The sequence below is a fragment of the Streptomyces sp. YJ-C3 genome (assembly GCF_053891275.1).
Genome location: NZ_CM132685.1, coordinates 2,198,890 through 2,212,074, shown reverse-complemented (window position 1 = coordinate 2,212,074; position 13,185 = coordinate 2,198,890). Strand labels below are relative to the sequence as shown.

13 protein-coding genes are annotated in these 13,185 nt (G+C 70.1%); 2 read left to right on the top strand and 11 right to left on the bottom strand.

Annotated features, from left to right (window positions below):
- Positions 1–39: 39 nt before the first annotated feature.
- From ACVHNB_RS09810 to ACVHNB_RS09785, 6 genes are all read right to left on the bottom strand, one after another.
- The gene (locus ACVHNB_RS09810) at positions 40–354 is read right to left on the bottom strand and encodes a hypothetical protein (protein WP_456227836.1); all 315 of its coding nucleotides are present in this window, start codon (positions 352–354) and stop codon (positions 40–42) included.
- A 235-nt stretch (positions 355–589) separates the two neighbouring features.
- Positions 590–1,366 (bottom strand): helix-turn-helix transcriptional regulator, encoded by a 777-nt coding sequence (locus ACVHNB_RS09805; protein WP_456227835.1) that lies wholly within the window; start codon positions 1,364–1,366, stop codon positions 590–592.
- A gap of 50 nt (positions 1,367–1,416) precedes the next feature.
- Positions 1,417–1,650 carry a hypothetical protein gene (locus ACVHNB_RS09800; RefSeq protein ID WP_456227834.1) on the bottom strand — a complete coding sequence of 78 codons (234 nt, stop codon included), beginning with the start codon at positions 1,648–1,650 and terminating at the stop codon, positions 1,417–1,419.
- 86 nt (positions 1,651–1,736) lie between these two features.
- A complete protein-coding gene (locus ACVHNB_RS09795) occupies positions 1,737–3,065 on the bottom strand; it encodes a class I SAM-dependent RNA methyltransferase (protein ID WP_428951783.1) in 1,329 nt (442 codons plus the stop codon).
- 127 nt (positions 3,066–3,192) lie between these two features.
- On the bottom strand, positions 3,193–5,238 hold the full coding sequence (locus ACVHNB_RS09790) for an APC family permease (protein WP_428951784.1): 2,046 nt from the start codon (positions 5,236–5,238) through the stop codon (positions 3,193–3,195).
- A 58-nt stretch (positions 5,239–5,296) separates the two neighbouring features.
- Positions 5,297–6,022, bottom strand: a complete 726-nt coding sequence (locus ACVHNB_RS09785; RefSeq protein ID WP_428951785.1) for a lytic transglycosylase domain-containing protein — start codon at positions 6,020–6,022, stop codon at positions 5,297–5,299.
- A 260-nt stretch (positions 6,023–6,282) separates the two neighbouring features.
- On the opposite strand from ACVHNB_RS09785, the gene ACVHNB_RS09780 reads away from it, so the two are divergent.
- Complete coding sequence (locus ACVHNB_RS09780; protein ID WP_428951786.1) at positions 6,283–6,951, top strand: potassium channel family protein; 669 nt, start codon at positions 6,283–6,285, stop codon at positions 6,949–6,951.
- Entirely contained in the window at positions 6,951–7,622 is a 672-nt protein-coding gene (locus tag ACVHNB_RS09775) for a potassium channel family protein (RefSeq protein ID WP_164558793.1), read from the top strand. Before ACVHNB_RS09780 ends, ACVHNB_RS09775 begins: the two co-directional genes overlap by 1 nt.
- A 130-nt stretch (positions 7,623–7,752) precedes the next feature.
- On the opposite strand, the gene ACVHNB_RS09770 is transcribed toward ACVHNB_RS09775, so the two are convergent.
- From ACVHNB_RS09770 to ACVHNB_RS09750, 5 genes are all read right to left on the bottom strand, one after another.
- Entirely contained in the window at positions 7,753–8,517 is a 765-nt protein-coding gene (locus ACVHNB_RS09770) for a DUF3159 domain-containing protein (RefSeq protein ID WP_428951787.1), read from the bottom strand.
- A gap of 3 nt (positions 8,518–8,520) precedes the next feature.
- Positions 8,521–8,931 carry an OB-fold nucleic acid binding domain-containing protein gene (locus tag ACVHNB_RS09765; protein ID WP_428951788.1) on the bottom strand — a complete coding sequence of 137 codons (411 nt, stop codon included), beginning with the start codon at positions 8,929–8,931 and terminating at the stop codon, positions 8,521–8,523.
- A gap of 64 nt (positions 8,932–8,995) precedes the next feature.
- A complete protein-coding gene (locus tag ACVHNB_RS09760) occupies positions 8,996–9,679 on the bottom strand; it encodes a response regulator (protein WP_456227833.1) in 684 nt (227 codons plus the stop codon).
- On the bottom strand, positions 9,676–12,267 hold the full coding sequence (locus ACVHNB_RS09755) for a DUF4118 domain-containing protein (RefSeq protein ID WP_456227832.1): 2,592 nt from the start codon (positions 12,265–12,267) through the stop codon (positions 9,676–9,678). Before ACVHNB_RS09755 ends, ACVHNB_RS09760 begins: the two co-directional genes overlap by 4 nt.
- 153 nt (positions 12,268–12,420) lie before the next feature.
- The gene (locus ACVHNB_RS09750) at positions 12,421–13,146 is read right to left on the bottom strand and encodes an ABC transporter ATP-binding protein (RefSeq protein ID WP_456227831.1); all 726 of its coding nucleotides are present in this window, start codon (positions 13,144–13,146) and stop codon (positions 12,421–12,423) included.
- Positions 13,147–13,185: the final 39 nt, after the last annotated feature.

The following is a 13,185-nucleotide window of genomic DNA, read 5'->3' as shown; positions in this document are numbered from 1 at the left end:
ACACAGGACTACCGGGCCGAAGGGGCTGGGGGTCGACGGTCAGGCCGCCTGCAGTTCCTGAACCCGGTCCCAGACCGGAGCCACGTCCCAGACGGGCGCCTTGTCCCAGACCGGAGCCGCGTCCCAGACCGGAGCCGCGTCCCAGACCGGAGCCTTGTCCCAGACCGGAGCCGCGTCCCAGACCGGAGCCGCGTCCCAGACCGGAGCCGCGTCCCAGACCGGAGCCGCGTCCCAGACCGGAGCCGCGTCCCAGACCGAGAGGTCGTCGCAGGACCGGTCCCAGACCGAGAGGTCCTCGCAGGACCGGTCCCAGACCGACAGGTCCTCGGAGATCCGGTCCCAGACAGGAGCCATGTCCCATACGCCGAATTCGCCGGCCGACTCCGCTCGGATTACGTGTGCGTCGCGCATACAGCACCCCTTCGGGAGGTTCGCAGAAGGCGGTCCGCCGGACCGCCGAGACGCGGCCCTCGCCGCGCTCATCAAGGAGCCTTGCAGCCTGAGTCACGACCTGTCTTCTCCTTAATTGCTGACCTTCCAAGAAGCATGGCGAGCCGATTCTTGAAATTCTCTTGAAGTCACTGGAAATCTACTTGAATCCGCTTGATACCCGCTTGAACGCGGGTCGAGGAGCCGCCTCGGCAAGCATCTCGAGACCGGGATCGGCGAAGAGGATGGGCGGGTGCGACCAGTCCCGCGGGCAGAGCACCAGTTCCGCCTCGAAGCCGGCGTACGCGTCGATGCGCAGGGGCCCGAGCGTGGCCGTGAGCAGGATGGTTTCCAGCGGCCGCCCCGGCCGTTCCGTCGCCGCCAGCATGGTCGCGTGCACGTAACAGATCCCGACGGGCACCTGGTGCAGCACGAAGGGGCCGAGCCGCTCCGTGGTGGTCCAACTGGTCGGACGCCCCTGGAGGATGGGGCTGCCGAAGGAACCGATGTAGATCGAGGAGACGGGCTCCCCCACCGCCTTGGCCACACCGCTCAACCGACATCGGGTCAGATCGCCCTGACCGGCGGCCGAGGAACGCACGGCGTACTGGCCCTCGCCCCGGCTAACCTGGCGGTATTGCGTGGGCGGGATTCCCACGGATTCGGTGAAGCGGCTGGTGAAGCTCCCCGTACTGCTGTATCCGACCGTGGAAGAAATGGTGGCCACACTGAGATCAGAATTCCGCAGCAGGCGTTTCGCTTCACTCATGCGCACCGCACCGAGAAAGCGCCCCGGGGTGACCCCGGTAACTTGACTGAATACCCGCAGCAAATGGAATTTGCTGACCAGGACCGCGCGGGCGATGTCCTCAAGACTGAGTGGCTCCGCGTAGCGTTCCCGAATTATTTCTACGGCCCGCTCCACAACATGCTCCATACGCATCTCCCGAACAGCTGAATGGAACAGGGCGCACGCCCGGCCCAACGCTAGGGAAATCGCATGGAGAGTTGCTTGACCTGAGATCGAGTCCGGCTACCACGAGGAGCAGCCCCGCCGAGGATCATGCCGGTGGCCATGCCGAGGCCGGCCAGCGTGGAGCAGACGGCGAGGGCCCGGTTGCGCCGCGGCCCCTCCTCGAAGTCGGTGATCAGCAGCGACATGCCGCCGGGCGAGGCGATCGCGGCGCCGACTCCCTGCACGGCGCGAGCGGTCAGCAGCATCCACGGCTCGGTGGCGAGCCCGACCCGTACACCGAGGAACTGCTCGCCGCCGTCCCCGGGACCCGGGCCTGAGCGCCGACGGAGCGTCAGGAACCCTTGGCGACCGGCTCCAGAATCGCGACGCACTCCACGTGATGCGTCATCGGGAACAGATCGAACGCCCGAAGCGTCCGCACCCGGTACCCGCCCTCCTTGAAGTACCCCAGGTCCCGGGCCAGCGCCGCCGGATCGCAGGCCACGTACGCGATCCGCCGCGCGCCCAGCGTCGTGAGATGGGCCACCGTCTTCTTGCCGGCGCCCGCCCGCGGCGGGTCCAGGACGATGAGGTCGACGTCGGTGATGCCGGTGCGCGGCAGCACGGCCTCGACCTTGCCCTGCTCGATGCGGACCCGGTCGAAGGAGGCCAGGTTGTGGCGGGCGTCCTCCACCGCGCGCTTGCCGGACTCGATGCCGAGCACCGCGCCCTTCTCGCCGATGCGGTCCGCGAGCGCGCCCGCGAACAGGCCGACGCCGCAGTACAGGTCGAGGGCGGTGTCGCCCTTGCGCGGCAGGAGGCCCTGCATCACGGCGCGCATCAGGGTGTCCGCCGCCTGCGGGTGGACCTGCCAGAAGCCGCCGCTGCCGACGCGGTAGGTCCGGTCGTCGGCGCGCTCACGCACGAACGGGCGGCCGTGGACGCGATGGACGCCGCCGTCCTTCTCGCCGACGCGCATGACCGACACCGGCTTGTCGAGTTCGACGATGGGCAGACGCGCTCCCGCTCGCGGCGTCAGGATCACCTGACGGTCCTGCGAGCCGGTCGCCGCGATCGCCTCGACCGACTCCATGCCGCTCCAGTCGCGCTCCTCGATGCCGAGCTCGGAGACGCCCTCGGCCGCGATCATGCAGTGCTCGACCGGCTCGACCTCGTGGGAGCGGTGGCGGCGCAGGCCCGCGTTGCCGTCCGCGTCGACCGCGTACTGGACCCGCGTGCGCCACTGCGGCACCTGGCCCGCCGGGAGCTTGTCGCCCTCGGCCGGCATCACCGTGCCGTCCCAGCCGGCCTCCTCGGGCGTGAGGCCCGCGAGGCGCTGCAGCTGCTCGGCGATGACCTCGCCCTTCAGGCGGCGCTGCGCGCCCGGCTTCGCGTGCTGCCAGTCGCAGCCGCCGCAGCGGCCGGGGCCGGAGTACGGGCAGGGCGCCTCGACGCGGTCCTTGGACGCCTCCAGCACCTGTACGGCGTCGGCACGCAGGAAGCGCGCGCCCTCCTCGCCCTCGGTCACCCGCGCCACGACCCGCTCGCCGGGCAGCGTGTGCCGGACGAACAGGACCTGGCCCTCGGCCGTGCGGGCGATGCAGTGGCCACCGTGCGCGACGGGCCCGACCTCGACCTCGTACTCCTCCCCCACCAGGGACTGCTTCGGTTCTGCCTGCATGGCGGGGGCTCCAGTACGTCAGGGGAAGTAAGGCGGGTACGGCCACGTGAAAGCGGCCGGACAACAGCCCACCAGTCTACGTGGCTGTCACCCGGCCGCTCACCACGAGCCTGCCTCGTGAGGACTCCTACTTGGCGCTCGGCTCCTTCGGACGCTTCTCGACCGGGCCGCGGCGCACCGCGCCCGGCGCGCTCCACTCGGAGCGCCTGCGGGCCCGCTTCTTGGCGGCCTCGGAGGACTCCAGCTGGTACGGCACGGACGTCACCATGATCCCCGGAGTGAACAGCAGCCGCCCCTTCAGCCGGAGCGCGCTCTGGTTGTGCAGCAGGTGCTCGTACCAGTGGCCGACCACGTACTCGGGGATGATCACGCTGACGGCGTCGCGCGGGGACTCGCGGCGCAGGCCCTTCACGTACTCGATGATCGGCCGGGTGATCTCGCGGTAGGGCGAGTCGAGGACCTTGAGCGGTACGTCGATGCCGCGCCGCTCCCACTCCTCGCGCAGGGCCTTCGTCTCGGCCGGATCGACATTGACGCTCAGCGCTTCCAGCGTGTCCGTGCGCATCAGCTTGGCGTAGGCCAGCGCGCGCAGCGTCGGACGGTGGATCTTCGAGACGAGGACGATCGAGTGGACGCGGGACGGGCGCACGCTGTCGTCGGACGGCGTGTCCGGCGCGGCGATCTCCTCGGCGACCCGGTCGTAGTGCTTACGGATCGCGGTCATCGTCGCGTAGAAGATGCACATGCCGAGCAGTGCGACCCAGGCGCCGTGCGTGAACTTCGTGACGAGGACCACGACGAGGACCAGGCCGGTGAAGAAGGCGCCGAAGGCGTTGATCGCGCGGGAACGGACCATGTGGCGCCGCTTGTCGGCGTTCTTCTCCGTGCGCAGGTGGCGGTTCCAGTGCCGGACCATGCCGGTCTGGCTGAGCGTGAAGGACACGAACACGCCGACGATGTACAGCTGGATCAGGCGGGTGGAGTCGGCTCCGTAGATGACGACGAGGAGCATGGCCGCGCCCGCGAGGAGCACGATGCCGTTGGAGAACGCGAGGCGGTCGCCACGGGTGTGCAGCTGGCGCGGCAGGTAGCGGTCCTGGGCGAGGATCGAGCCGAGCAGCGGGAAGCCGTTGTACGCGGTGTTGGCCGCCAGGAAGAGGACCAGCGCCGTCGCCGCCGCCAGGATGACGAACAGGAAGCTGCCCTTGCCGAAGACGGCCTCGGCGACCTGGGAGATCACCGGGTTCTGGACGTAGCCGGAGCCGACGGCGACGCCGTTGTGGATGAGGTCGCTCGCCGGGTGCTCGGCCATGCGCACGTTGGTCGCCATGGCGAGGCCGATGATGCCGCAGAACATGGTCACGGCGAGCGCGCCCATGAGCGCGAGCGTGGACGCCGCGTTCTTCGACTTGGGCTTGCGGAAGGCCGGTACGCCGTTCGAGATCGCCTCGACGCCGGTGAGCGCCGCACAGCCGGAGGAGAAGGCGCGCAGCAGCAGGAAGACGAGCGCGAAGCCCGCGAGGCCCTGGTGCTCGGCCTTGATGTGGAAGTCGGAGGTGGGGGCCTTCATGGTGTCGCCGAGGATCAGGCCGCGGAAGGCGCCCCAGGCGATCATGATGAAGACGCCGGCGACGAAGACGTAGGTCGGGATGGCGAAGAGCTTGCCGGACTCCTTGACGCCGCGCAGGTTCATCAGCGTCAGCAGGACGATGACGGCGCACGCGCAGAGCACCTTGTGCTCGACCACGAACGGGATCGCGGAGCCGAGGTTCTCGATGCCGGAGGCGATGGAGACGGCGACGGTCAGGACGTAGTCGACGAGCAGGGCGCTGGCGACGGTGAGCCCGGCCTTCGGGCCGAGGTTGGTGTTGGCCACCTCGTAGTCGCCGCCGCCGCTCGGGTAGGCGTGCACGTTCTGCCGGTACGAGGCGACGACCGTGAACATCAGCACGACGACCGCGACCGCGATCCAGGGGCTGAAGTGGTACGCCGACACGCCCGCGATGGAGAGGACCAGCAGGACCTCGCCCGGCGCGTACGCCACGGAGGACAGCGGGTCGGAAGCGAAAACGGGGAGTGCGATGCGCTTCGGCAGGAGCGTTTCTCCGAGCCGATCACTGCGCAGTGCGCGCCCGATCAAGATCCGTTTGGGCACGTCGGTCAGTTTGGACACGCAGAGGATCGTAAGCGTTCGAACGGGGGGCCGCCCACCCACCACCCCGATTCTCCGCTCAGCCCACCGCCCGGCCGGCCTTCGCCCAGTTCTCGTGCAGCCGGTCGAGGTAGGAACGGGCCTGGCTGCCGGGGGTCGCGCCGCGGGCGAACGCCAGCATGTTGCCCGCCCCGGTGTTGTAGCCGAGCGCAAGAAGGTCGTCGCGGGTGTACGGGCCCGTCCAGTGCGCCGGCAGCTGTGCGGACAGGTCGTGCAGATGCCAGGCGGCCGCCTCGATCGCCAGGTCCCGGTCGTCGGGCAGCTCCTCCCAGTCGCGGTCGGCGAAGTCGCGGCCGCGCCGGGTCTGGTCGAACGCGGCCCGGTGCATGTTGGCGATACCGAAGGCGGCGTCCGGCTTGTACCGCTGCCAGGCCCGTTCGAGGGAGGGGTCGTGCGGTTTGTACGCCTCGTTGTAGAGGATCGCCATCACCAGCCGAGCATCGACACCGGCCTGGCGGGCGCGGGCCCGGACCTGTGGGGCGTAGTCGGCGGGGTCGTAGCCACCGCTCGCCGTGCGGGACGAGGACGGTGAAGGAGAGGCCGGAGAGGCGGCAGGGACGGAAGGGGAGGGTGATGGCCGCCCGGAGGGTGTCGGTGAGGGCGTCGGTACCGATGTCGGTGCCGGGGACGGCCGGTCGCCGCCGCTCTCCGACGCCGTACGGCCACCGCGTGACAGCAGGCCCCACACCACCACCGCGGCCAGGGCGAGCGCGAGCCACCCCCAGCGTGTACGCCGCCCGGCCATGGCCGCCTCCTTCGCCCGCACCGTCCGTGCGGTCCCTGGCCGCCAGTCTAGGAAGCCGTCCGGAAGCCGTGGCGATCTAGGCGCCGACGCGAAGGACGACTTCGCGCCCATTGCCGATACGGTGGTCCAGAGCGCGAGCCGCAAAAAGCCCGCACCGTGCCCGAGATCGAGCCGCACCGGCTGGACCGAGCCGCGAGAGAGAGACATGAGCAGGACGTTTACGCAGGTCAGAAGGCCTATGAGGAGTGCGGGGTAGGGCCGTGCATATCGTGATCATGGGCTGTGGCCGAGTAGGGTCCCAACTTGCCCAGACCCTGGAACAGCAGGGCCACACGGTCGCCGTGGTCGATCAGGACCCCACGGCCTTCCGCCGTCTGGGCTCCGGGTTCGGCGGCCGTCGCGTCACCGGTGTCGGTTTCGACCAGGACACCCTGCGCGAGGCCGGCATCGAGGAGGCGGGCGCCTTCGCCGCCGTCTCCAGCGGTGACAACTCGAACATCATCGCCGCCCGCGTGGCCCGCGAGATGTTCGGGATCGAGAACGTCGCGGCGCGCATCTACGACCCCCGGCGCGCCGAGGTCTACCAGCGCCTGGGCATCCCGACGGTCGCCACGGTCCGCTGGACCGCCGACCAGATGCTGCGGCGTCTGCTGCCGTCCGGCGCGGAGCCGCTGTGGCGCGATCCCACCGGGGGCGTCCAGCTCGCCGAGGTGCACGCGTCGGAGTCCTGGGTGGGGCAGAAGATCAGCCGCCTCCAGGACGAGACGGGTGTGCGGGTGGCATTTCTCACCCGGCTCGGCGAGGCGATCCTGCCGACGTCGCAGACGGTGCTGCAGGAGGGCGACCTCGTCCACGTGATGATGCGTACGGACGAGGTCGAGAAGGTCGAGGCGGCGTTCGCCGAAGGCCCCGAGGAGGGCGGTCACTGATGAGGGTCGCCATTGCCGGAGCCGGAGCGGTCGGCCGTTCGATCGCGGGCGAGCTCCTGGAGAACGGTCACGAGGTCCTCCTCGTCGACAAGGCGCCGACGGCCATCTCGGTCGAGCGGGTCCCGCAGGCGGAGTGGCTGCTCGCCGACGCCTGTGAGATCACGTCGCTGGACGAGGCGGCGCTGCAGCGCTGCAACGTGGTCATCGCGGCCACCGGGGACGACAAGGTCAATCTCGTCGTCTCCCTCCTCGCGAAGACCGAGTACGGGGTCCCGCGGGTCGTCGCCCGGGTCAACAACCCGAAGAACGAATGGCTGTTCAACGAGTCGTGGGGCGTCGACGTGGCCGTCTCGACCCCGCGCCTGATGTCGGCCCTGGTCGAGGAGGCGGTGAGCGTGGGCGACCTGGTGCGCCTGCTCCGCTTCAGCCACGGCGACGCGAACCTGGTCGAGCTGACGCTCCCGCCGGAGTCGGCCCTGGCCGGCACGCGCGTGGGCGACGTCCAGTGGCCGCAGGACACGTCCCTGGTCACGATCATCCGCGGCACCCGCGTCCTGGCCCCCAGCCAGGAGGACTCCCTGGAGGCGGGCGACGAGCTCCTGTTCGTCGCGGCCCAGGCACGCGAGGAGCAGCTGGAGGATCTGCTGTCGGTCCGCCGCGAGGACGCGTAGGAAGAAGCAATAAGGCGGCCCCGGCGAGCTTTTGCTCGCCGGGGCCGCCTTATTGCTTTTCAGGATGGCTTTTCAGGAGCGCGGGGAACTGCGCGAGCAACCACGCACATCCCGAACACGCCGAGAGAGCTCAGTCCTCACGGCGGTGCCGCGCACCACCCACGGACGACGAGGCCTCACGCTCGGCCTTCGCCTCCTTCTCCGCCTTCTCGGCGGCTTCCATCTCCGCGAACACATCAATGGGCGCGGGCGCCTTCGCCAGGAACACCCACGTCAGCCACACCGCCAGCAGGAACGGCGGGATCTTCAGCGCGATGAGCACCCAGCCGAACTGCGTCGTGTCGGCCCACCAGTACAGCGGGAAGAGAACGGCGCACTTGGCGAGCAGGATGAGCCCCCAGGCCCAACTCGCCTTCGCGTACGCCTTCTTGCGGCCGGGGTTGCGCGTCCGCCACGACAGGTTCTCCTTGAACACCGGCCCGAGGATGAGACCGATCAAGGGAACACCGCAGAGCGTGGTGACGATGTAGGCGAGTGCGAGCCCCAACGTGTAGAGCATGCCCGGCAGATAGAAGTCCTTGGCGTTGCCGGTCATCATCGCGAACACGACACCGAACGCGACGCCGAAGACGCCGCTGAAGGCGTGCTTGACGGTGTCCTTCATGACCAGGCGCACCACGACCAGGACCAGGGACACCGCGAGGGCCGCGATGGCCGACATGTGCAGGTCCTTGTTGATCGTGAAGATGGTCACGAAGAGGAGACCGGGCACGACGGTCTCCACCATGCCCCGCACACCACCGAAGGCCTCGAAGAGCGCGGCCTCGGTCACCGCCTTGTCGGCGGCGGTCTGGCCTGCGGGTTCGCGGTCGGTCGGCTTGTCGAGGGACGTCACCGGCTACTCCCGTCCGAGCGGTCTGAGTTCGTACTTCGGGTTGAAGAGCACCCTACGGCCCCGGCTCATGGAGATCCGCCCCGATGCGATCAACTTGCGGCCGGGCTCGATCCCCACGATCGATCGCCGGCCGAGCCACACCACGTCCAGGGCGGCGGAGCCGTCGAACAACTCCGCCTCCAGCGCCGGAACTCCGGCGCGTGGCCGCAGGGTTACCGTGCGCAACGTACCAGTAACCGTGACGATCTGTCGGTCATGGCAGTCGCCGATGCGCGTGCAGCCCGTGGTCTCCGAATCCTCGCGCAGCTCCTCCGACTCCAGGTCCTCCTGGGACGTGGACAGTCGGTCGAGCATGCGCCGGAATCGGCCCGCCGGCTTCTCGGACGCCCTGTCGGAACGAGGAACAGCACTCATGCTTGAAGCGTACCCGGGGCCGGTGACACGGTCGTACTCGCTGGTGTACCCCGCTTGCGGCGCCTTATCTCTCGAACCGGTATCCCATCCCGGGCTCCGTGACGAAGTGCCGCGGATGCGACGGGTCGGTCTCCAGCTTGCGGCGCAGTTGTGCCATGTACACCCGCAGGTAGTTGGTCTCCGTGCCGTACGAGGGCCCCCACACCTCCTGCAGCAGCTGCTTCTGGCTGACCAGGCGTCCCGTGTTGCGCACGAGCACCTCCAGCAGGTGCCACTCGGTGGGCGTGAGCCGCACGTCGCGCCCGTCCCGGTGGACCTTCTTCGCGGCCATGTCGACGGTGAAGTCGTCGGTCTCGACGATCCCCTCGTCGTCGCCGCCCCCGGTGGGCTCGGCCCGCCGCACGGCCGCCCGCAGCCGGGCCAGCAGCTCGTCCATGCCGAACGGCTTCGTCACGTAGTCGTCGGCGCCCGCGTCGAGCGCCTCGACCTTCTCGTCGGACGAGTGCCGGGCGGACAGCACCAGGATCGGGACGCGGGTCCAGCCGCGCAGCCCCTTGATCACCTCGACGCCGTCCATGTCGGGCAGGCCCAGGTCGAGGATGACCACGTCGGGGTGGCGGGCGGCGGCGAGCTGCAGCGCGCCGGCGCCGTCGGACGCGGCGTCCACCTCGTACTTGCGCGCTTTCAGGTTGATGACGAGGGCGCGAACGATCTGCGGCTCGTCGTCGACCACGAGCACCCTGGTCATGCGTGCCTGCCTCTCTGCGTCACTGCGGTCTCGGCTGATGCTGATGTCGTACGGATCAACGGTTGATCCGGTGGATCAGGCGCGGGGGGCGCCGCGCGCAGGGTGAGGACCATCGTGAGTCCGCCCCCTGGGGTGTCCTCCGCGTCGAGCGTGCCGTTCATGGCCTCGACGAAGCCCCGGGCCACGGCGAGCCCGAGCCCCACACCCGCGCCCCGGGGAGCGTCACCGTAGCGCTGGAACGGGGCGAAGATGCGCTCTTTGGCTTCGTCGGGCACGCCGGGACCGCGGTCCACGACGCGCAGTTCGACGCGTTCGCCGAGCGTGCTGGCGGCAACGAGGACGGGTTCGTCGGGCGGGCTGTACTTGACGGCGTTCTCGACGATGTTCGCGACGGCCCGCTCGAGCAGTCCCTTGTCGACGGTCACCATCGGCAGCGACTCCGGGATGTCCAGGTCGACGCTGAGATCCGGGTCGGGTACGCCGACGAGCGCCATCGGCACCACCTCGTCGAGGTCGGTCTCCCGGATGAGCGGCGTGACGGTGCCGGTCTGGAGGCGGGACATGTCGAGCAGGTTCCCGACGAGGTGGTCGAGCCGGTCGGCGCCCGCCTCGATGCCGGCGAGCAGTTCCGCCTGGTCCTCGGGCGACCAGTCGACGTCCTCGGAGCGCAGGGAGGAGACGGAGGCCTTGATTCCGGCCAGCGGGGTGCGCAGGTCGTGGCTGACGGCGGCGAGCAGGGCGGTGCGGATCCGGTTGCCCTCGGCGAGGGCGCGGGCCTGTTCGGCCTCCGACTGGAGGCGCTGGCGGTCGAGGACGACGGCGGCCTGCGCGGCGAAGGCGGCCAGGACCCGCCGGTCCTCGGCGGGCAGGACGCGCCCGGACAGGGCGAGCGCCATGTGGTCGCCCACGGGCATGTCGACGTCGGCGTCCTCGGGCCGGCCGTCGGGCCGCGGCCCGACGCTGCCCGCGCACGTCCACGGGGCGGTGTCGCTCTCCCGCTCCAGGAGCGCCACGGACTCCATCGCGAACGTCTCCCGTACGCGTTCGAGGAGCGCTTCCAGGCTGGTGTCGCCGCGCAGCACGCTGCCCGCGAGGAAGGACAGGATCTCGGACTCGGCGCGCAGCCGCGCGGCCTGGTGCGTGCGGCGGGCGGCGAGGTCGACGACCGAGGCCACCGACACGGCGACGCCCACGAAGATCACGATGGCGACGATGTTCTTCGGGTCGGCGATCGTGAACAGGTGCCGGGGCGGGGTGAAGTAGTAGTTCAGGAGGAGGGAGCCGAACGCCGCCGAGGCGAGCGCCGGGAGGAGTCCGCCGACCAGTGCCGCCGCCACGGTCAGCGCCAGGAACAGCAGCATGTCGTTGGCGAGGCCGAGGTCGGAGTCGACGTGCGTGAGCAGGAGCGTGAGCAGCGCCGGTCCGCCGACGCCGACGAACCAGCCCCACAGGATCCGGGACCGGCCGAGGCGGGCGCCGCGGGCGACGGGCAGTCCGCGCCCCTTGGCGGCCTCCTCGTGCGTGACGATGTGGACGTCGAGGTCGGGTCCGGACTCGCGGGCGACGGTCGCGCCGACGCCGGGCCCGAAGACGTACTGCCAGGCCTTGCGGCGCGAGGAGCCGAGGACGATCTGGGTGGCGTTGACACCGCGGGCGAACTCCAGGAGCGCCGAGGGGATGTCGTCGCCGATCACATGGTGGAACGTTCCCCCGAGGTCCTCGGCCAGGGTGCGCTGGACGGCGAGTTCCTTGGGCGAGGCGGCGGTGAGGCCGTCACTGCGGGCGATGTAGACGGCGAGCACCTCACCGCCGGCGCCCTTCTCCGCGAGCCGCGCCGCGCGTCGGATCAGCGTACGGCCCTCGGGTCCGCCGGTCAGTCCGACGACGATGCGCTCACGGGCCTGCCAGGTGGAGCGGATGTTGTGCTCGCCCCGGTACTCCTGGAGGTACTCGTCGGCCCGGTCGGCGACCCAGAGCAGGGCGAGCTCGCGCAGCGCCGTGAGGTTTCCGGGGCGGAAGTAGTTGGACAGGGCCGCGTCGACCTTGTCCGGCTTGTAGATGTTGCCGTGCGCCATGCGACGGCGCAGCGCCTGCGGTGACATGTCGACGAGCTCGATCTGGTCGGCGCGCCGCACCACCTCGTCCGGCACCGTCTCGCGCTGCCGGACCCCGGTGATCGACTCGACGACGTCGCCCAGCGACTCCAGGTGCTGGATGTTGACGGTCGAGACGACGTCGATCCCGGCCGCGAGGAGCTCCTCGACGTCCTGCCAGCGCTTGGCGTTGCGCGACCCCGGCACGTTCGTGTGCGCCAGTTCGTCGACGAGGGCGACGGCCGGCGCACGGGTGAGGACCGCGTCGACGTCCATCTCGTGGAAGACGGATCCGCGGTACTCGATCTCCTTGCGCGGGACCTGTTCCAGGCCGTGCAGCATGACCTCGGTACGGGGCCGCTTGTGGTGCTCGACGAACGCGACGGCGCAGTCGGTGCCGCGCTCGACGCGGCGGTGCGCCTCGGACAGCATCGCGTACGTCTTGCCGACGCCCGGTGCGGAACCGAGATAGATCCGAAGCTTGCCGCGTCCCATGGCCCCATTGTCTTCCTGTCGCTGCTCAGCGCAGCTCACTGCTCCACGCAGCGTCGACCTTACGGTCAGCAATTCTCGCAAATGGGACAGAGTCCTGAGGGGTGGGCGTCTTTGACAGAACCCTGATGCGTCGCGGTCCGCGCGGTACTGGACTCAGCGCTCGACGATCTCGCCGTCACTCAGTTCCAGGACCCGGTCGGCGAGGCCGAGCAGCGCCGGGTCGTGGGTGGCCACGAGCGCGGTGACCTGCTCGCTGCGCACGACGGCGCGCAGCAGTTCCATCACGGCGAGACCGGTCTCGGCGTCGAGCTGCCCGGTCGGCTCGTCGGCGATGAGCAGGGCCGGCCTGTTGGCGAGCGCCCGGGCGATGGCGACGCGCTGCTGCTGGCCGCCGGAGAGCTCGCCGGGCCGTTGCTTGGCATGTCCTTCCAGACCGACGAGGGCGAGCAGCAGTTCGACGCGCTCCTCGCGTTCGCGCACCTGCGCCTTGCGCAGCCGCATCGGCACGCCCACGTTCTCGGCTGCGGTGAGGATCGGGATGAGCCCGAAGGACTGGAAGATGAAGCCGATGCGGTCCCGGCGCAGCTCCAGGAGCCCGTTCTCCCCGAGGTCCGCGAGGTCGAGGCCGTCGACGGTGATCCGTCCGCGGTCCGGTTCGTCGAGGCCGCCCACCAGGTTGAGCAGGGTCGTCTTGCCGGATCCGGAGCGCCCCTTGAGGGCGACGAGTTCACCGCGCGGCACCTCGAAGGAGACCCCGCGCAGGGCGTGCACGGCGGCGGCGCCGCGCCCGTACGAGCGGTGCAGGTCCCGCACGACGACCATCGGCCCGCGGCCGTCCTGGTCCAGAACGGCGGCCCCCGCCTCGGTGCTCTCGGTCATGTGTGGCGCTCCCCCGTACATACGTTCCTGGCCGGGCGC